The sequence below is a fragment of the Protofrankia sp. BMG5.30 genome (assembly GCF_001983005.1).
GTDB classification, from domain to species: domain Bacteria; phylum Actinomycetota; class Actinomycetes; order Frankiales; family Frankiaceae; genus Protofrankia; species Protofrankia coriariae.
In genome coordinates this window covers 15,930-35,159 of the sequence record NZ_MOME01000010.1, presented here as the reverse complement: position 1 = coordinate 35,159, position 19,230 = coordinate 15,930, and the positions used below count along the sequence as shown (strand labels likewise).

The following is a 19,230-nucleotide window of genomic DNA, read 5'->3' as shown; positions in this document are numbered from 1 at the left end:
CCATCACGACGGAATCCACCTACGGCTTCCATACCGCCTCTGGAAAGCGGCGGCAGGGCGATCTCAGAAGGACGGCGGGCCGATATCTGGAACGCTTTCCCGTCCGGTTCTGTTCGTGCCCGGATCGTGGCTGCTGCTCTTTCTTCTCATATCGTGCCCGCCTGTCCCCGTGACGGCTGTCGCTGATGTTCCCGTTCCGGATGCTTCTGTTGTGGAGGCGTCCGTTCCTGGGGCGTCCGTCCTTGAGACGGTTGTTCCGGGGACGGCTGGTGCTGATGCGTCTGGTGCCCTGTTCGCTACTCGCGGAATGTCTGTCGCCGGGGCCTCTGCTTGTGGGGTGGGGCCGTCGTTCCAGGGTTCGGGGATGCTGCTGTAGGTCCGGCCGGTCGGGCTGGTCCAGATCGCTGTGTCGTTGTCGGCGCGTTTCACTGTCCAGCCGCCGTCATGTTTTGCCCGGTGATGCCGCCGGCACAGGGTGAGCAGGTTGTCCTCGCTGGTGGGTCCGCCGGCGGCGTGGGGGTGGATGTGGTCGAGGTCGCAGTACCGGGCGGGTTTGCGGCAGCCGGGGAACCGACAGGTCCGTTCCCGGGTGCGTAGCAGCCGGGCGAGTCCGGGGGCGGGGAAGCGGCGGCTGACCTCGACCGGCCGGTTGCCCTGGGCGGGGTCGGTGAGGATGCGCCGCCAGGTCGCGTCCTGGGCGAGTTCGCGGGCGGTGGCAGCGGGGATCGGCCCGTACCCGGCCAGTTCCCCGGCCGCGTCACTGGCGCCGGCGAGGGTGGCGGCGGAGACGAGTACCCCGACCTCGATGGTCACGTCGCTGCCGCGGTCACGGCCGAGGAGCAGGTCGACGAACGCGTCGGCGCGGCGGGCGCCCATGCTGCGGGTCTCGTCCGGGCTGTCGACGGACTGGCGGGCGAGGGCGTCGAGGCGCTGGTAGGCGGCCTGGGCATCGACCGCGGGCAGCAGCGCCCACAGTTCGGCCATGCCGTCCTCGGCGGGGCGAAGATGGACCTGCCGATCCTCGCGAGCGTGGGCGTGCCGACGGCGGGCTCCGTCCGGGTCAATGGCGAGCACGGCGCGGCGTAGCGCCTGGCGGAACAGGCTATGACTGGCCCGCCCGCCTCGGGCGAGGACTTTCCGTTCGACGGCGGCGGCCTGCTCCTTGGTGAGGGCGGCGGTGGTCTCCGCGGCCGCGCGGACCCGGCCGAGATCGATCGTGCCGGCTTCCAGCGTGGTCAGGGTGGCCGGCAGCCGGTCGACGACGGTGATCGCCAGCTCCGGACTCGCCGCCGCGGCGGCCGGGGAGAGGGCCAGTTCGGCGGCGATCTCCTCGGCGGCGAACCCCGGCCCGGCCGGATTCCCCTCCCCGGGAGGGGTGGGCCGTAGCGCGGCGAACCGGGCCTGCGTGCGCAGCATCACCGCTTCCAGCCGGGCGATCCGCCGCCGCACCGCGGCCATCAGGGTCAGGCAGCCATCCGCATCACAGGACTCCACCGCTGGCAGGCAACCGGCCGCGTCATCGCCCTCCCCCGCCGGCAGGCCAGCACACCCCGCGCAGCCAGCACACCTCACCGGAGCGGCCGGGGTCGGAGCGGCCGTAGCGACCGGGGCTGGATCACTCACCTCGGTATCGAACATATGTACGAGTATAGTCGCTTATCCGGACATTTCCACCCCAATGACGGTCAGTCTCTCGGCTCTCCACGCACGTACATCCCGGACTGCATGCGGAAGGTATCCGTATAGATCCGTAGAGTTACTTGCTGCTATCGAGGGCCCCTGGACCGCGGCCCGCGTCTCGGCCCGCGTCTCGATCTACGTCTCGATCTACGATGTCGTCATCGCCTCGGACCGGCAGCCAGACCTCGCCCTCGCGCGCCGCCGCGTCAACGTGCTCTGGGCACCACTGCGCGACAACCGCTGTTACCAACCGGTACCACCGCCCCTTACCGCTGCCGCCGCATAGCACGATCAACTTGACAACTTCACCGAGATTCGGTCCCAGACGAACAGGTTCCGTTTGTCCAGCTGTGCGTGAACGGATCAGTGGCACCTGCTCTCCTCCTGCCGGTGATCCGCCGTCTCGRCTCGCGCTGTCGCCCACCTTCAGGTGTTGGCCGGTCGTCTGATCGAATCGAATTCGATGATCCGAAAATGTTGCGGTCAGTGGCCGCGTCGTGGTCAGTAGCCGTTGGCGGTGGGGCGGCCCTGCGCGCCGTCCACGGGAATGTGCGCGCCGTTGATCCAGCGGGCGCGGTCGGAGAGCAGGAAGGTGACGACGTCGGCGACTTCCTCGGCGGTACCGAGGCGGCCGGCGGGGAAGTTCCGGCCTTCGAACTCGGCGAACGAAGCGGGGTTGCGCTGCTGGTAGGCCTCCCACCCGCCGCCCGGTATCAGGATCGAGCCCGGGCTGACGGTGTTGACACGGATGTTGTCGGCAGCGAGTTCACGGGCGAAGGCGCCCGCCAGGTAGATTTCGGCGGCTTTGGCCGCGCCGTACTGGGCGCGCGGGGCCGGTTTCCACCCGGAGATCGACGCGATGACCACTATCGCTCCGCCGGAGCGGTGGCGCATGTGTGGGACGGCCGCGCGGACCGCGCGCACGACGTGACCGACGTTGAGCTCGAAGGTGTCCGCCCAGTCCCGCGGCGTCGACTCCAGCAGGCCGCCGCCCACGGTGGCGCCGACATTCGCGACCAGCAGGTCCACCCCGCCGAGGGCGCCGGCCGCGCCGTCGACGAACTCCTCCACCCCGCCGGCGGCGGTGACGTCCGCGGTGTGTGTGAACGTCGGGACGCCCAACCGCCCAAGCTCACCTCCGACGGCGGCGAGATCGTCGCGGGTGCGGGCGCAGATTCCGACCCCGCAGCCTTCGGCGGCGAGCCGGTGCGCGACGGCCCGCCCGATCCCGCGGGAACCACCGGTCACCAGCGCGATCTTCCCGTCCAGCGCCAGATCCACGTGGGGTGTTCTCCTTCGGGGCGCTGATTCAGTGCGCTGGTCTGTCAGGCCGCTGATCTGTCAGACCACTTGGTCGGATCGCTGCCGGCCATGCCCCGCTCGGCACCGGCCACCCGGATGGCGCAACACCCGGCATCGTTCCTCGAATGTGGCCATCCTTCGCACCATACGACGCTGACCACACGCCCGGCCAGACACGCCCGGCCATACGTGCATACCGCATGTCCTGTCGGCGCCATCCGTCGAAAATCCATGATCGAGAAATGCTCGACTGTGAAAGTGAGGGAATAAACGGTCGCCACGACGGCCGTTTCCGCCCTCGCTTTCACACGTCGGACAGCTTTCGCACATCGAACAGCTTTCATGCGTCGGACAGGTTGTGACCGGCTGGCCGGCGCGGCTGATGTGGGGAGTGGGTCAGGGGGCCAGCCAGCCGTCGGTGCGCAGGTGACTGAGGACGGTCTGGACGGCGTCGTGGGGGGAGGCGTCCACGGTGTCGATCACGATGTCGGCGTCGGTGGGTTCCTCGTAGGGGTCGGAGACACCGGTGAAGGTCGGGATGATGCCGGCGCGGGCCTTGGCGTAAAGGCCTTTGCGGTCCCGGGCCTCGCAGACCTGAAGCGGGGTGGCGACATGGACCAGGACGAACCCGCCGCCGCTGTCCTCGACCATCGTCCGAACCTGGTGGCGAACGTCGTCATAGGGGGCTATCGGGGCGCAGACGGCGGTGCCGCCGGCGGCGGTCACGGATGCCGCGACAAAGCCGATCCGCAGGACGTTGGCATTGCGGTCCTCACGGGAGAATCCCAGCCCCTTGGACAGGTGCAGTCGGACGACGTCCCCGTCGAGCAGGGTGACCCTGCGGTCCCCGCGTTCCAGCAACCGGCACACGAGCAGCTTGGCAAGCGTCGACTTGCCCGAGCCGGACAGCCCGGTGAAAAGCACGGTCAGGCCCCGCTCGCTGCGCGGTGGCTGCGCCCGGACCAGTTCGGCGGCCACCGCCGGGGGGGTCAGCGCCGGGGGCAGCCGCGTCCCGCGGTCGAGCAGCATCGACAGCGCGGCCGCGCCGGGGGCGCTGGGCGCCGGGCCCACGGTCATCGCGCTGAATCCGTAGGCGAGGCAGACCTGCGTCCGGTAGGCCACCTCCCCGGCGAGGGCAGGTTCGCTGTCGCGGTCGTCGGTCTCCTGGTCGGCGTTGCGCTGGTACTGGCCGTCGCCACCGCCACCGCCACCACTGCCACCGCCATCCCGGCCACCGGCTCCCCGGCCGGTGCCTCGTTCCTGGCCGGTGCCCGGCCGGCCGGCTGGCTGCCGGCCGGCGGTGGCGGCCCGGCCGGACACCGCGTGGCCAGCGGCCGTCGGCCTGCCGCCATCCGTGACGGTCTCGAAGCGGATGACGGTGTTCGGGCCGAAGGCGACCGACTCCGTCAGGYGGGTGACCGGCTGCACCGGTACCAGGGCGAGCAAGGCCCGCACGTCGCTGAGCGTGGCCAGCGCCGCCTTCAGGCACCGGATGCGCAGGTGGTGACGGGCATCGGCGGGGTCTGCTCCACCGACCGGGGCGAGTACGACGACAGCGCCGCCGGCGGCGCCCAACGCCTCGATGCGGTCCAGGTCGGYGGTGTGCAGCAGGCCGTCGGCCCATACCGCGACGGGCGCCGGCTCGTTCGGGGCGGTCCAGCCGCGCCGGAGCAGTTCCGCGCGCAGCGCCGCGGGGGTGAAGCGCAGCTCCGGATAGTCGGGACGCTCGGGCAGTCGCAGCCCTTCGACCGTCCCGGACAGGGTCGAGCCCACAACCTCGGTCAGATGCAGCGCGGCGAGCATGACGCCTTCGGAGTCCCGCAGGGCGACCGTCGAACCGGACTGGAACTTCTCGGCGTCCTGGGTACCGGCGTCCCCGGCGTCCACGGTGTACTGCGGTGTCGGGTAGTGGGCGGGCAGCGGCGAGGCCGGCGGGTGCCCCGGTGCCGCCGGCGGGGAGGCAGGTACCGGGAAGATCGACGCTGGGGAGATCGATACCGGGGAGGCCACCGCCGAGGGCGTCCGGGCCGGGCTGGCCGAACTGGCCGGGCCGTCGTGTCCGTGGTCCGGTGGCGGATCGTCTCGTGGTGGATACCCGCCGGACAGCCGCAGCTCCAGTTCCGCGAGCTGAACAGCGCTCAGTGTCACTGACTGCCAGCGCAGCGAGGCCGCGGTCAGTTCCGCGGCACGCGCTTCGTCGACCAGCAGTGCGGTCCTCTCACCGGTGGTACGCACACCGGTGACGGTAACGGTTGGCGCGCGTATCCCGCCGCTGGTGACGGGCTGACGCGCCGCCCGCCGTCACAATCGGTGGCACACTTCCGCTGATGAGCAGCCAGCGGCCGGCGGGCGCCGGCGGGGAAGTCCCCGGCATATCCGCAGACGCCGCCACGGGTGGGCCCGCCCTCGGCGATTCCCCATCCGATGATCCCGCATCCGCCGCTCCCGTATCTGGTGGTCCCGTATCCGGTGGTCCCGTATCCGGTGGTCCGGCATCTGGTGGTCCGGCCGTCCGCGACCTGCCTGCCGATGTTCCCGCGCTCGATGACGCCGCGTTGGCTGCGCGGCTGGCCACCGACGCGGGCGCGCTGCTGCTGCGGATCCGCGCCGAACTGGGGTTCGCCGATCCCGCCGCGCTGCGGGACGCCGGCGACGCCCGTTCGCAGGCGCTGCTGGCGGCCGCGCTGGCCCGTCACCGCGGCCAGGACGCGGTCCTGTCCGAGGAAGCAACCGACGACCCCGCCCGGCTCACCGCCCGCCGGGTGTGGATCATTGACCCGTTGGACGGGACCCGGGAGTTCAGTGAGCCGGGCCGCTCCGACTGGGCGGTGCACGTCGCGCTGTGGCAGGACGGCGAGCTGGCCGCGGGCGCTGTCGCGCTCCCGGCGCAGGGCATCACGTTGGCGACCGGCGGGCCGTCCGCTGTGCCTGCCCGGTCCGCCGCTCCTGCCCCGCCTGCCGGTGGTGGTGGCCCGCGGCTGGTGGCCAGCCGGACCAGAGCCCCCGCGCTGGTCACCACGGTGGCCGAGGCGCTGGGTGGCACGGTCGTGCCGTTGGGTTCCGCCGGCGCGAAGGTGGCGGCGGTCGTCCGTGGTACGGCAGATGCCTACCTGCACGCCGGCGGTCAGTACGAGTGGGACTCGGCCGCGCCGGTGGCCGTCGCCCGCGCGGTGGGCCTGCACACCAGCCGGCTCGACGGATCCGCGCTGGTCTACAACCGGCCGGACCCGTACCAGCCGGATCTGCTGGTCTGCCGTCCCGAGCTGGCCACCGGGATCCTGGCGTTGGTCACCCGCGGCTGACCGGTGCCGACCGACTGGTGCCGGCTGATCAGTGTCGGCTGACCGGCGCCGGTTGATCGGTGCCGCCCGGTGGCCGGCCACGAGCGGCCAGCGGCCAGCCGCCGGCCGGCGGCCATCAGCCAGTGATCAGCGATTGGCGATCACTGACTGAAGGTAATCATCCGCTGGTCGCCGCATGCCCGCCGGAGTCGCTGTCCCGTGGGCCGCCGCGTGGGCTACGTTGGGTGGAATCATCCGCCGGCTTTCGCCACTGTTCTCGACGGGGGATTCCGCGTGCCCGCGATCGGCTACGAGCTCACCCATCTGCAGACGCTCGAGTCCGAGGCGATCCACATCTTCCGCGAGGTGGCGGCCGAGTTCGAGCGTCCCGCGCTGCTGTTCTCCGGCGGCAAGGACTCGATCGTCATGCTCCGGGTCGCGGAGAAGGCGTTCTGGCCGGCGAAGCTGCCCTTCCCGCTGGTGCACATCGACACCGGCCACAACTTCCTCGAGGTGATGGCGTTCCGGGACGCCCGGGCGGCGCAGTTGTCCGCGCGCCTGGTCGTGGGCTCCGTCCAGGACGCCATCGACGCCGGGACCATCACCGAGGACACCCGTCCCGGCGCGTCACGTAACCAGCTGCAGACGCCGGTGCTGCTCGACACCATCGAGGAGAACAGGTTCGACGCCGTCTTCGGCGGGGCGCGGCGGGACGAGGAGAAGGCCCGGGCGAAGGAGCGCGTCTACTCCTTCCGGGACGAGTTCGGCCAGTGGGACCCGAAGAACCAGCGTCCCGAGCTGTGGTCGCTCTACAACGGCCGGCACCGGCCGGGTGAGCACATCCGGGTGTTCCCGCTGTCGAACTGGACCGAGCTCGACATCTGGCGCTACATCGCACAGGAGAACCTGGAGATCCCGTCGATCTACTACGCGCACACCCGGGAGGTGGTGGAGCGCGACGGCATGCTGCTCGCGGTGACCCCGCTGACGCCGCCGCTGGCGGGGGAGCGGGTGCTCTCCCGCCAGGTCCGCTACCGGACGGTGGGGGACATGTCCTGCACGGGTGCGATCGAGTCGAGCGCGGTGGCGATCGACGAGGTGATCGCCGAGGTCGCGGCTACCAGGATCACCGAACGTGGCGCGACCCGGGCCGACGACCGGGTCAGCGAGGCGGCGATGGAGGACCGCAAGCGGGAGGGCTATTTCTGATGGCCTTCTGACGGCCGCCCGCTGATGGCCGTGCCGGTTCTGGTTCTTCCGGCCCTGCGATGGCCGGTCCTGCGATGTCTGTGCTTGCTGATGGCCGTACTGCTGTGTCTGTGCTGCTGATGGTCGTGACGGTCCCGATGGCCGTGACGGATGTGCSGTGGGTGCTGGCTGCGGGTGCCCTGACGCGTGCTGGAGAGGTGTGATGAGGGAACTGCTGCGGGTCGCCACCGCGGGTTCTGTCGACGACGGCAAGTCCACGCTGATCGGACGACTGCTGTTCGACACCAAGTCGCTGTTCTCCGACCAGCTGGCCGCGGTGGAACGCACCAGCCGGGAACGCGGGGACGGCTACGTCGACCTGGCGCTGCTCACCGACGGGCTGCGGGCCGAACGTGAGCAGGGCATCACCATCGATGTTGCCTACCGTTACTTCGCCACCCCGAAACGGTCGTTCATCCTCGCCGACACCCCGGGCCACGTGCAGTACACCCGCAACATGGTCACCGGGGCCTCCACCGCCGACCTCGCGTTGCTGCTGGTCGACGCCCGCAGGGGGGTGCTCCAGCAGACCCGGCGGCACGCCTTTCTCGCGTCGCTGCTGCGGGTCCCGCATCTCGTCCTGTGCGTGAACAAGATGGACCTGGTCGGTTTCGACGAGGCCGTGTTCGAGAAGATCAAGGACGAGTTCCGGGCGTTCGCCGCCAAGCTGGAGATCGTCGACGTGGCGACGATCCCGATCTCCGCGCTCGGTGGGGACAACCTGGTCTCCCGGTCGCCGAACACCCCCTGGTACGAGGGCACCTCGCTGTTGCACCACCTGGAGGAGCTGCACATCGCCTCCGACCGCAACCTCATCGACGTCCGCTTCCCGGTGCAGTGGGTGGTCCGGCCGCGCACCGACGAGCTGCACGACTACCGCGGCTACGCCGGCCAGGTCGCCGGCGGTGTCCTGCGGCCGGGGGACGAGGTGATCGTCCTGCCGTCCGGGCTGACCTCGCGCATCGCCGCGATCGACACCTACGACGGGCCGGTGGCGGAGGCGTTCCCGCCGATGTCGGTGACGATCCGGCTCGAGGACGACCTGGACGTCTCCCGCGGGGACATGATCGCCCGGCCGGCGAACCGGCCGACGGTCGGCCAGGACGTCGACCTGATGGTCTGCTGGATGGTGGACGCGCCGCTGCGGCCCCGGGCCCGGCTCGCGATCAAGCACACCACCCGGTCCGTCCGTAGCGTGATCAAGAATATCGCCTACCGGGTGGACGTCGACACCCTGCACCGGGACGAGTCCGCCGCCGAGCTGCGGCTGAACGACATCGGCCGGGTGACGGTGCGGACGACCACGCCGCTGTGCTTCGACCCATACCGGCGCAACCGCGCGACCGGCAGCGTGATCCTCATCGACGAGGCCACCGGGGCCACCGTCGGCGCCGGCATGCTCCTCTGAGCACGATCCGCCGTGGCGCTTCCGTGGCGCTTCCGTGGCGCTTCCGTGGCGCTTCCGTGGCGCTTCCGTGGCGCTTCCGTGGCGGTTCCGTGACGGCCGTGCGGCTGGTCAGCGGCGCAGATAGCGCAGGAACAGGTTGCCGTCCTCCTCGAGGACGTGACCGAGTGTCATCGTCAGCGGGGCCTGCCAGCGCCGGCCGCGGACCATCCGCAGATGGTCGGGGCCGGCGAGCAACGGGGCGAAGGTCAGGCACAGCTCGTCGAGCAGGCCGGCGTCCGCGAGGTCGGAGTGCAGGGCCGGCCCACCCTCGCACAGGACACGGCCCAGCCCCCGCTCGCCCAGGGCGCGCAGGGCCACGGCTGGATCCACCGTCCGCTCACCGCAGATCAGGACGTCGGCGACCTCCGCGAGCGCCTTGCGCCGGGCGGGGGGCGCGGCCTCGCAGGTCAGCACCAGCGGACGCACCGGCGCGGCGAACAGCCGGGCTGACGGGTCCAGCCGCAGGGCCGCGGAGACGACGGCGATCGGCGGGACCGCGTCCTGCCCGGCCGCGACCCGCCGTTCGCGCCGGTCGGGCGGGACGACGACCGGCCCGTAGTCCTCGGCGACCGCGGTGCCGGCGCCGACGAGGACGACGTCGGCGAGCCACCGCAGCAGCCGGAAGACCCGACGGTCGGCGCTCCCGCCCAGGGCACCGGATCGGCCGTCTACCTCGGTGGCCCCGTCGATCGAGGAGACGAAGTTCGACCGGACGTGCACCTGCCCGGCTGCGAGCGGCGGCAACCGGTAGCAGACGTCCAGGTCGACGGCGTCCGCGGTGCCGGCTCCGGCACTGGCCGCGACGCCGGTACCGCTCGCAACGCAGGCATCGTCCACGACACCGGTACCGTCCGCAAGATCGACAGTATTCRCAAGATCGGTACTGCCCGCGGCATCGGCGCTGCCCACCGCGTGGGTACTGGCCACAACATCGGCATTGCCGGACAACAGGTGGCGCACTCCGACAACTCTATTCTCGATGGGGTGTGCCAGGCCGCCGCGCCTTCCTGGGTTGTGCCGTGCCTTCCCGGGTTGTCCGGGCCGGCGCCGTCCGTTGTGCCTTCCTGAAAAGCAACCGGATCGGACACGGGAGATCGGAAGTCACAGTGTTCGGGGCGAAAAAGATGTGAGCTCGCTCGCGTGACACTTCTTGGGACAACATCAGCCCGGTGTTTTTTCGTAGGGTGAGAAAATGCCGGAACGTCTGGTCGACCGCCATCCTGAGGTACTCCCGGACGATCTGGTCGCGGCCCTGCTGCCACCGCCGCGGTTCAACGACGTCCGTTTCGACACCTATCGGCCGGATCCCGCCGAGCCGAGCCAGGCCGCCGCCGTCGTGGCGCTCGGCCAGTTCGCCAGCCGGGTCGCCGGTGGCGGCCGGGCGGGGGAGTCCGCCGGCGGGCGCGGCCTGCTGCGCTTCGGCCGCCGTAACAACAGTGGACGCAGCACCCGCCACGGCGGGCCGGTGGCCGCCGCCGGCGCGGGCCCCACCCGCCCCGGGGTCTATCTCGACGGCGGCTTCGGGGTCGGCAAGACCCACCTGCTCGCCTCGCTGTGGCACGCCGTGCCGGGGCCCAAGGCATACGGGACGTTCGTCGAGATCACCTCCCTGGTCGGCGCGCTCGGGTTCGCCCGGACGGTGGACGCGCTCGCCGGCCTGCGGCTGCTGGCCATCGACGAGTTCGAGCTGGACGACCCCGGCGACACCGTCCTCGTCTCCACGCTGCTGACCAGGCTGGTGGAGGCCGGTGTCCGGCTGGCGGCGACGAGCAACACCCAGCCGGAGGATCTCGGGGCCGGCCGGTTCGGCGCCGACGACTTCCTGCGCGAGATCCAGGGGCTGTCCGCGCAGTTCCACGTCCTGCGAGTCGAGGGTGAGGACTTCCGGCACCGCGGCCTGCCGAAGCCCCCGATGCCCCTGGGCGACCAGGAGGTCAGCCGCCGCGCCGCGGCCACCCCCACCGCCAGCGAGGACGACTTCGCCAGCCTGTGTGCGCACCTGGGCGAGCTGYACCCGTCCCGCTACGGCGCGCTGGTCGACGATGTCGGCCTGGTCTGCCTGCACGGGGTGACCCAGGTGGTCGACCAGGCGGTGGCGCTGCGGCTGGTTGTCCTCGCCGACCGGCTCTACGACCGGTCGCTGCCCGTAGCGGCGTCCGGCCGACCCTTCGACGAACTGTTCTCCCCGGAGATGTTCGCCGGGCCGCACCGCAAAAAGTTCCAGCGTGCGGTGTCGCGGCTGTCCGCGCTCGCCCGTGACGGCGGCTCCGACGAGATGGTCGTCCAGGAGGGCTCGGCGAGCACCGGCGGCCGACCGGCCGCGTAGAGCGGCCTGGCCGCGGGCCGGCCGTTCCTACGGGCGGGGCCCTGCCTCGACGAGCCGATGCCGGCCGTGAAGAACGGCCGGCGGGCAGCGTCGTGACGGTCCTGCCCGGGCCTGGGCGGTTGACCGCGTTCCCGCGGGCGGGCACGTCCCCCATTCCTGCTGTCCCACGTTTCGCGTAGGTGCCGCGTGCCCCGCGGGCGGGCACGTCCCGGTGGTTGTCCCGTCGCACCGGTGGCGGGACACTTGTCCTCTGCCGCCATACTGGTCGAGCGCACCGGGCCGGCCAGGTGTGCCGGTGGATGTACCGTCGGCGAATGCCGGTGGACATCGCCGACAGCTGTCGACGGACATCGGCGGACGCCGCCGCACGGGGAGCCGACCGACAGCCGGGCGGTGGCCACGGCCGGGTCCGTGTCGTTGCCGGCCCGTCGTGTCGAGGGCGACCCGGAGGGAGATGGGGACGGATGACGGACTACGTCATTCTGCTGGTCGTCGTGTTGGTGCTGGCCGTCTGCATCCTCGGGCTGTTGTATCTCGTGCTGTCCGGGTCCGAGGAGCAGGACCGGCGGTAACCGGTGCGGACCGGCGCATATTGGTGCATGCACGCGGATTCGCGCAGACCGGCGCATATTGGCGCGGATTCGCGCGCGTCAGTGTGCGTCAGTACGGATCGGGTACGAGTGCACGCGGCTCGCGTGGCGCACCGAGGCGCGCGTCCCCACGCGGATTCATGCCGCCCGCGGGACGGATTTCCCGGCCTGTGGGGAAACACAGCGTGCGGGGAAACACAGCGTGCGGGGAAACACAGCGTGCGGGGAAACACAGCGTGCGGGAAGCACAGCCTGCGGGAAACCCATCCCGCCGGGCCGGGCCGGGCCGGCGGGACGGGTCCCGGCGTGTTCAGAGCAGCCGGGCGATCACGACTGATTCGGCGTCCAGTTCGATGCGTCCTGGCATGAAGGTGAAACCGGTGGCGGAGGCGKCCGGGATGTCGAAGGGAACTCCCTCGACCGGCACCGGCTGGCGCCGGTCGGACAGGTTGCACACGACGGCGACCTGCCCACGGCGCAGCACGAACCACCGGGCGTCCTCGTCGAAGGTGCAGTGCACCGACGGCAGAGCGGGGTCGGTGAGGTCGGGCAGGGTCCTGCGCAGCGCGGTCAGCCGCCGGTACCACTGCAGCAGCCCGGCGTGCCGGGGGGCGGTGAGCTGCGACCAGTCGAGCCTGGAGCGGACGAACGTCGCCTCGTCCTGGGGGTCGGGGATCTCGTCGGGCCCCCAGCCGTGCGCGGCGAACTCGCCGCGGCGGCCCTTGCGGATGGCGTCGGCCAGGCCCGGCGCGTCGTGGTCGCTGAAGAACTGCCAGGGCGTGGTCGCGCCCCACTCCTCGCCCATGAACAGCATCGGCGTGAACGGAGAGGTCAGCAGCAGCGCGGCGCCGACCCTGAGCAGGCCGGCGCTCAGCGTCGCGCTCGCCCGGTCGCCGATCGCCCGGTTGCCGACCTGGTCGTGGTCCTGGAGGAACACGATGAAACGGTGGGCGGGCAGATGGTTCGGCACCGGCCGGCCGTGGGAGCGCCCCCGGAACGTCGAGTACGTCCCGTCGTGGACGAACGCGTGCTCCATCGCCTTGGCGAGGGTGGCGAGGCTGCCGAAGTCGCTGTAGTAGCCCTGGCGTTCGCCGGACAGGGCCGCCCACAGGGCGTGGTGGACGTCGTCGCACCACTGCGCGTCCAGGCCGTACCCGCCGGCTTCGCGGGTGGTGACCACCCGGGGGTCGTTCAGGTCGGACTCGGCGATGACGAACAGCGGCCGGCGCTGCTGGGCGGCGAGCCCGTGCACCGCCGTGGTGATCTCCTCCAGCAGGTGGACGGCCCGGTTGTCGGCGAAGGCGTGCACCGCGTCCAGCCGCAGGCCGTCGCAGTGGTAGTGCCGCAGCCAGCCGAGCGCGTTGTCGACGATGAAGGCCCGGACCTCGTCCGAACCGGGCGCGTCGAGGTTGACCGCGGGCCCCCAGGGCGTGACATGGGAGTCGGTGAAGTAGGGGCCGAACCGGGCCAGGTAGTTGCCGTCCGGCCCGAGGTGGTTGTAGACCACGTCCATGATCACGCCAATGCCCCGGTTGTGGGCCGCGTCCACGAAGCGTTTGAGCCCGTCCGGGCCGCCGTAGGGCTCGTGCACGGCGAAGAGGTCCACGCCGTCGTACCCCCAGCCGTGCCGGCCGGCGAAGGCGTTGACGGGCAGCAGTTCGACCGCGTCGACCCCGAGCGCCACGAGATGGTCGAGCCGTTCGATGGCCGCGTCGAAGGTGCCCTGCGGGGTGAACGTGCCGATGTGCAGCTCGTAGAGGACGCTGCCGGCGAGCGTGATGCCCCGCCAGGCACTGTCGGACCAGGGGAACAACGAGTGGTCGACCAGGCGGGAGCGGCCGTGGACGCCATGGGGCTGCCAGGCCGAGCGTGGGTCGGGCAGTTCGTCGACGTCGCCGTCGACGAGGAAGGCGTAGTCGGTGCCGTGCCCGGCCGCGGGCACGTTGACCCACCACCAGCCGCCCTCGTCGGTCATCATTTCGTGAACGGTTTCGCGACCGTCCGTGCTGGTGGCTACACTCACCGTCTTGGCATCTGGCACCCACACGCGGAAAGTGCTCATCGGTACTGTCTACCCGTTGTCGATTGCATGAGCATCTGTGATCTCGATTTCACGGCGCCGTTACAGGTGTGGTGTCGCGCATCTGCCTGACGTTCCGGTTGACGTTGCGTCGAGCGGCCCTCCGCTGATCGTGTGATCGTCCGGGTTTCGTCCTGCCCATGTTTCAGGGCAGCACGGATCGGGTCCGTCCCGCCCGGGGTTCCGGCCGGTTCCGGGACGAATCACGACTCGATTGTCGCGGCTGTGGTTCGGCCGTGGTTCGAGTATCGCGGATACTCTGTGATCATGCACATAGCGACAACGGATGATGCCATCGCGTGGGGTGTGCCGGCGGAACTCGTCGTGGTGCGGCACGGGCAGAGTACCGGCAACGCGGCCCTCGCCGCGGCCGATGCCGCCGGCAGCCAGGACGCCGGCATCACCGAGCGGAATCCCGACATCCCGCTGTCGCCGCTCGGCCGGGAGCAGGCCGGCGACCTCGGCCGCTGGTTCGCCTCGCTGCCGCCGGAACGCATCCCGCAGATCATCAAGTCCTCGCCGTACGTCCGGGCGCGGGACACCGCCGACATCGTGCGGGACGAGCTGGCACGTGCCGGCCGGGCGGTGCCCCCACCCGTCCTCGACGAGCGGCTGCGGGACCGCGAGACGGGTGTGCTGAACGGGCTGCCCTCGGCGGCCAGGCAGGCCCGGTTCCCCGACGAGGTGCGACGGCGGGCCCATCTCGGTGAGCTCTACTACCGGCCGCCGGGTGGCGAGTCCCTCACCGACGTGGCGCTGCGGCTGCGCAGTTTCCTGCGGGACGTCTGCCGGGAGCAGGCCGGCCGCCGGGTGCTCGTCGCCGCGCACGACGCTGTCGTGATCATGCTCCGGTTCGTCCTCGAGGGCCTGACCGAGACCGAGCTGGTGGCGCTGAGCGGTTCGGTCGCCAACGCGTCCGTCACCCGCTGGGTGGCGGACGCCGGGCGCCTGCGCCTGGCCGAGTACAACCGGACCGGCCATCTTCAGCCCGGCCATCTTCAGCCCGGCCATCTTCAGCCCGGCCATCTTCAGCCCGGCCGCCTCCGGAGCGGTCAGCCCCTCGGTGGCGATCTCCTCGGCTGTCATCCCGCCAGCGGTCATCCCGGCGCCGGTATCGGCTGACGACAGGGGAACGCGGGGCGTTCTCGGCGCCCGTCCTGCCGCGTCCCCGCGCGATTCTCCGTACCGGACGGCGGGGGGCCGGCGGGGATTCCGGCACCGGCGGGGAACCGCTGTGTCCCGCGGCTGCCGTCCCGCGGCTGCCGTCCCGCGGCGGGGAAGCGCCGTCTCGTGACGGGGAACCGCCGTCCCGCGGCGGTATCGGATTCACATCGTCGAGCGTTCCTGGTCGTTTCAGTCTCCGGCCATGCACGCTCGGTTGTGGTCGCCGTTTGTCGCTGGAATGATTGGCAACTTTTCCTACCGTCAAGGTAGAGAAATATGATTTCTGCCATATTCTCATCATCTTGACGGTTACTGGCTGTTTCCTCGAAAGTCCACAGTTATGTCGCCGCGCACACCGCTGATTCGCCGTCGGTGTGTGGACTACGCATTGGTGTGTAGCTGTCGCTGTTCGCCCTGTCGAACCTAGCTCGGGCCGGGTGGGTCGATCCGCCGGCCACTCGTCGCCGCGGATCCCACGGCCGCGCATTCCCGCACCTCCCTGGGCCACCGGTGGCCGGTTTCCGGCCGGAACGTCCACCGTCCCCCACCGCCGGCAGCCATCCAGCCGTTAGCCGTACCGCTTCAGCCGTGCCCCTGACGGCCCGCCTCGGCCGGGCCCGCCCGCCGCGCCCGCCCGCCGCGCCCCGGATGTCACGTCATGGCGGGTGACCACCCGTGACAACTGTTTCCGGACAGGCGTTGTCGGTCACTGTCCGTAGAGAGACCAGGAAGAGTAATGGCAGACCAGACGACCGTGCAGACGCATCCCGTGGCCCGTGTCCCGCGGGACGGCACCGACGTCGAGCCCAACGCGGCTGCTCGGGCCGAGACCGACGCCGCTACCGAGGCTGCTACCGAGGCTGCTACCGAGGCGGGCGCCACGCCCGAGACGGGCTCCGGCGTCGACACCGGTGGCCCGGAGGGGGGCCGCCTGCGTCGACGCCGGAGCATCGGTGTGCCCTACCGGCTGATCTCCTGGCTCAGCCCGCTGGTGCTGCTGGTCATCTGGGAGCTCTTCGCCCGCAGCGGGATGATCTCCGCGCATGTGCTGCCCGCGCCGACGAAGGTGCTGTCCACCGCCCGGGAGCTCACCGCCAGCGGCCAGCTGCCGAAGGACGCGCTGATCAGCCTGCGGCGGGCGGCGACCGGCTTCGTGATCGGCGGCGGGATCGGCCTCGCCCTGGGTGTCGCGGTCGGTTTCTCCAAGATCGCGGACGCGGTGCTCGACCGTCCGATCCAGATGATCCGCGCGGTGCCCTTCCTGGCGATCCTGCCGCTGGTGATCGTGTGGTTCGGGGTCGGCGAGTCCGGCAAGGTCTTCCTGGTCGCGCTCGGTGTCGCCACTCCGATCTACCTCAACACCGTGCTGGGCATCCGGCAGGTGGATCCCAAGCTCCTCGAGCTCGGGCGGGTCATCGGCCTGCCCCAGCGCCAGCTCATCCGCCGGATCGTGCTGCCGGGCGCGTTGCCCTCGATCCTCAACGGCATCCGCCTGGCCCTCACCACCGCGTGRCTCGCCCTGGTGGTCGCCGAAACCGTCGGCGCCGACTCCGGCATCGGTTTCATGGCGATGGACGCGCGTGAATTCCTGCGGACCGACGTCATCGTGCTGGCGATACTGATCTACGCGGCCATCGGGATTCTTTCCGACCTGGCCGCCCGGGTGCTCGAACGCCGGCTGCTGTCCTGGCACCCGAACTACGCGAACGCCCGGAGCTGACCACGGCCGCCGGGGCGTTCCCTGACCGCGGCCGGCCGGCTGTTCTTTCGACGTGCCAGCGGCCCACGCGGTCCACGGACGCCAGGTATCCGGGCCGTTCCGGCCAGGCCATCTGTTCCAACAGCACCTGATCCGATATCACCTGTTCTGGTCATAGCTGTCTCGCGTGTGCGGTTTTCGTGCATCGTCGCGCCAGGTAATCAATACAACTGTCGGCCATTGAATGGCCTCGTGCTGTAAAGGAAAGCCGATGTCTCCTGCGAACTCCCTGTGGACTCCGACCGCCGCCCGTGGTGCCGGTGCCGGTGCCGGCACCAGTCGGCACATGGTGATCGGCCGGCGCGGCCTGTCCCGGCGGACCTTTCTGTCCACCGCGGCCGCGGCCGGGCTGGCAGTCCCGCTGGCCGCCTGCGGATCGGACGACAGCGGCAGCGGCGGCGGCAACACCAGCACGGTCCGGCTGACCTTCGGGACGGGGTCGCCGGAGAAGGAACGCGGCGAGCTGGAGAAGAACCTGCGGGCGCAGGGCATCGCGGTCCAGTGGCTCGGCCCCTTCCCGAACCACGCCCCGACCATGCAGGCGGTCACCGGAGGCAGCGCGGACTTCAGCTTCGGGGGGAGTTCCACGCCGGCGGACGCCGCCATTCTCGCCGGCTCCCCGCTGGTCTATGTCGGATTCGGCGAGACGTCGCCACGGAGCAGCGCGATCCTCGTTCTGCCGAAATCGGGAATCCGCTCGGTGAAGGACCTGGCAGGGAAGTCGGTCGCGGTGAACAAGGCTGGGCTCGGGGAGTTCCTGCTGGTGGCGGCCCTGGAGAAGTACGGCGTCCCCAAGGACCAGGTGAAGTTCGTGTACCTGAACCCGCCGGACGCGGGACCGGCGTTCTCCACGGGGAAGGTCGACGCCTGGTCCATCTGGTCCGGCCCGCGGGAGCAGGCCGAGGTCGCCTACGGCGCCGTCCCCATCTTCGTTGACCAGGACGAGCTGCCCCGGCAGTTGGATTTCCGTACCTATCTGGTCCGCCGGGAATACGCCGAGAAGAACCCCGACCTCGTCCGCAAGGTGATCAATGCCTACGTGGCGGAGTACGAGTGGCAGGCGAACCACATAGAGGAGACGGTGCGGATCCAGACCGCCGCGGCCAACTACCCGGACGGCGTCCTGCAGAAGCTGACGGCCAACAGGGTCGTCACAAAGCTCAAGCTGATCGACGACGACGCGATCGAGAAGCTCCAGTACGGCGCGGACTGGATGACCGACCACAAGGTGCTGTCCGGCAAGCTCGTCGTCGCCGACCACGCCGTCAAGCTGTAGCGCCGTCCGCCGTCGCGACGGCGGTTCTCATCCGACAACGGTCCTTTATCTGATAACAGTCCTTTATCTGACGAAGGTCCTCATATCCGGCGGTGGTCGCGGTCGTCGCCGCGGCCACCGCCGGAAGCAATCCCACCGTCTGAAGCGGCCACCGTCTGAAGCGGCCACCGTCTGAAGCGGCCGTCGGCGGCGCAGAGCGCGATCCCGCGCCACGGTCTGGTCGCCGGCCCAGCCGAACACCTGGTTGAAGGGAACTCGAGGTAATGACATCCCAGCCCGCCACCGTCTCGCGGGAGACCGCGGATGCCGCGTCCGCCGGGGGAGCGTCCCTCGTCCGGGTCCGCGGTCTGCGCCGCGCCTATCAGGACAAGGTCGTCATCGACGGGCTCGACGTCGACATCGCCGCCGGTGAGTTCGTCGCTCTGCTGGGCAAGAGCGGCTGCGGCAAGACCACCTTGTTGCGTACCCTCGCCGGCCTCGACCAGCCCGACGCCGGCACGGTCGACGTGCCGGCGCAGCGGGCGGTGGTGTTCCAGGAGCACCGGCTGCTGCCGTGGGAGCGGGTCTGGCGCAACGTCGCGATCGGGCTGCCGCGGGGCGAGGGGTAGCAGAAGGCCGCCGCCGCGCTGGCGGAGGTCGGCCTCAGCGGCCATCTCGAGGCGTGGCCGATCACCCTCTCCGGTGGGGAGGCGCAGCGGGTCGCCCTCGCCCGGGCGCTGGTCCGCGAGCCGAAACTGCTGCTGCTCGACGAGCCGTTCGCCGCCCTCGACGCGCTGACCAGGATCAAGATGCACGAGCTTGTCCGGGAGCTGGTCGCCCGGCACCGGCCGGCGGTGCTGCTGGTCACCCACGACGTCGACGAGGCGATCGCCCTCGCCGACCGGGTGCTGGTCATGCGGACGGGGGAGATCGCCGCCGAGCACCGCATCCAGCTCACCGGTGCCCGGGGTCGGGCGGACGCCGGCTTCCTGGCGCTGCGGGAGGCCCTGCTGGCCGAGCTCGGCGTGCTCCCCGACCCTGGTGGCGCGCGCACTGACTCCGGCGCGCTGGCGAAAGCCACCACCTGACCGGCTCCGC

The 19,230-nt window shown here is 70.8% G+C and carries 12 protein-coding genes and 1 pseudogene; 8 read left to right on the top strand and 5 right to left on the bottom strand.

What is annotated here, in order from left to right:
• Window positions 1-63: 63 nt before the first annotated feature.
• The 3 genes from BL254_RS05565 to cysC all read right to left on the bottom strand — a co-directional run bounded on the left by BL254_RS05565 (window position 64) and on the right by cysC (window position 5,217).
• Entirely contained in the window at window positions 64-1,494 is a 1,431-nt protein-coding gene (locus BL254_RS05565; protein WP_076842709.1) for an HNH endonuclease signature motif containing protein, read from the bottom strand.
• Between the two features lie 687 nt (window positions 1,495-2,181).
• Window positions 2,182-2,961 carry an SDR family NAD(P)-dependent oxidoreductase gene (locus BL254_RS05560; RefSeq protein ID WP_047221525.1) on the bottom strand — a complete coding sequence of 260 codons (780 nt, stop codon included), beginning with the start codon at window positions 2,959-2,961 and terminating at the stop codon, window positions 2,182-2,184.
• 417 nt (window positions 2,962-3,378) lie between these two features.
• Window positions 3,379-5,217: an adenylyl-sulfate kinase gene (gene cysC, locus BL254_RS24795; RefSeq protein ID WP_076842708.1), complete on the bottom strand. Its 1,839-nt coding sequence runs from the start codon at window positions 5,215-5,217 to the stop codon at window positions 3,379-3,381.
• A gap of 320 nt (window positions 5,218-5,537) precedes the next feature.
• Here cysC and BL254_RS05550 point away from each other — a divergent pair, with 320 nt between their 5' ends.
• From BL254_RS05550 to BL254_RS05540, 3 genes are all read left to right on the top strand, one after another.
• On the top strand, window positions 5,538-6,284 hold the full coding sequence (locus BL254_RS05550; RefSeq protein ID WP_371390034.1) for a 3'(2'),5'-bisphosphate nucleotidase CysQ: 747 nt from the start codon (window positions 5,538-5,540) through the stop codon (window positions 6,282-6,284).
• Window positions 6,285-6,557: 273 nt separating this feature from the next.
• Window positions 6,558-7,472, top strand: coding sequence for a sulfate adenylyltransferase subunit CysD (gene cysD / locus BL254_RS05545; protein ID WP_076842707.1), 915 nt, complete (start codon window positions 6,558-6,560; stop codon window positions 7,470-7,472).
• 202 nt (window positions 7,473-7,674) lie between these two features.
• On the top strand, window positions 7,675-8,919 hold the full coding sequence (locus BL254_RS05540; RefSeq protein ID WP_047221522.1) for a sulfate adenylyltransferase subunit 1: 1,245 nt from the start codon (window positions 7,675-7,677) through the stop codon (window positions 8,917-8,919).
• Window positions 8,920-9,027: 108 nt separating this feature from the next.
• Here the strand turns inward: BL254_RS05540 and BL254_RS05535 are convergent, their stop codons facing one another.
• Entirely contained in the window at window positions 9,028-9,885 is an 858-nt protein-coding gene (locus BL254_RS05535; protein ID WP_371390032.1) for a pyrimidine reductase family protein, read from the bottom strand.
• 265 nt (window positions 9,886-10,150) lie between these two features.
• Here BL254_RS05535 and zapE point away from each other — a divergent pair, with 265 nt between their 5' ends.
• Window positions 10,151-11,284 (top strand): cell division protein ZapE, encoded by a 1,134-nt coding sequence (gene zapE, locus BL254_RS05530; RefSeq protein WP_076842705.1) that lies wholly within the window; start codon window positions 10,151-10,153, stop codon window positions 11,282-11,284.
• 900 nt (window positions 11,285-12,184) lie between these two features.
• Here zapE and treZ read toward each other — a convergent pair.
• On the bottom strand, window positions 12,185-13,936 hold the full coding sequence (gene treZ / locus BL254_RS05525) for a malto-oligosyltrehalose trehalohydrolase (protein WP_076842704.1): 1,752 nt from the start codon (window positions 13,934-13,936) through the stop codon (window positions 12,185-12,187).
• A gap of 285 nt (window positions 13,937-14,221) precedes the next feature.
• On the opposite strand from treZ, the gene BL254_RS05520 reads away from it, so the two are divergent.
• The 4 genes and pseudogenes from BL254_RS05520 (at window position 14,222) to BL254_RS05505 (ending at window position 19,220) form a co-directional block, all read left to right on the top strand.
• Entirely contained in the window at window positions 14,222-15,076 is an 855-nt protein-coding gene (locus tag BL254_RS05520; protein ID WP_083730887.1) for a histidine phosphatase family protein, read from the top strand.
• A 997-nt stretch (window positions 15,077-16,073) separates the two neighbouring features.
• The gene (locus tag BL254_RS05515) at window positions 16,074-16,838 is read left to right on the top strand and encodes an ABC transporter permease subunit (RefSeq protein WP_076842808.1); all 765 of its coding nucleotides are present in this window, start codon (window positions 16,074-16,076) and stop codon (window positions 16,836-16,838) included.
• A gap of 250 nt (window positions 16,839-17,088) precedes the next feature.
• Entirely contained in the window at window positions 17,089-18,153 is a 1,065-nt protein-coding gene (locus BL254_RS05510) for an NrtA/SsuA/CpmA family ABC transporter substrate-binding protein (RefSeq protein WP_083730864.1), read from the top strand.
• A 263-nt stretch (window positions 18,154-18,416) separates the two neighbouring features.
• A pseudogene (locus tag BL254_RS05505) lies at window positions 18,417-19,220 on the top strand (ABC transporter ATP-binding protein).
• Window positions 19,221-19,230: the final 10 nt, after the last annotated feature.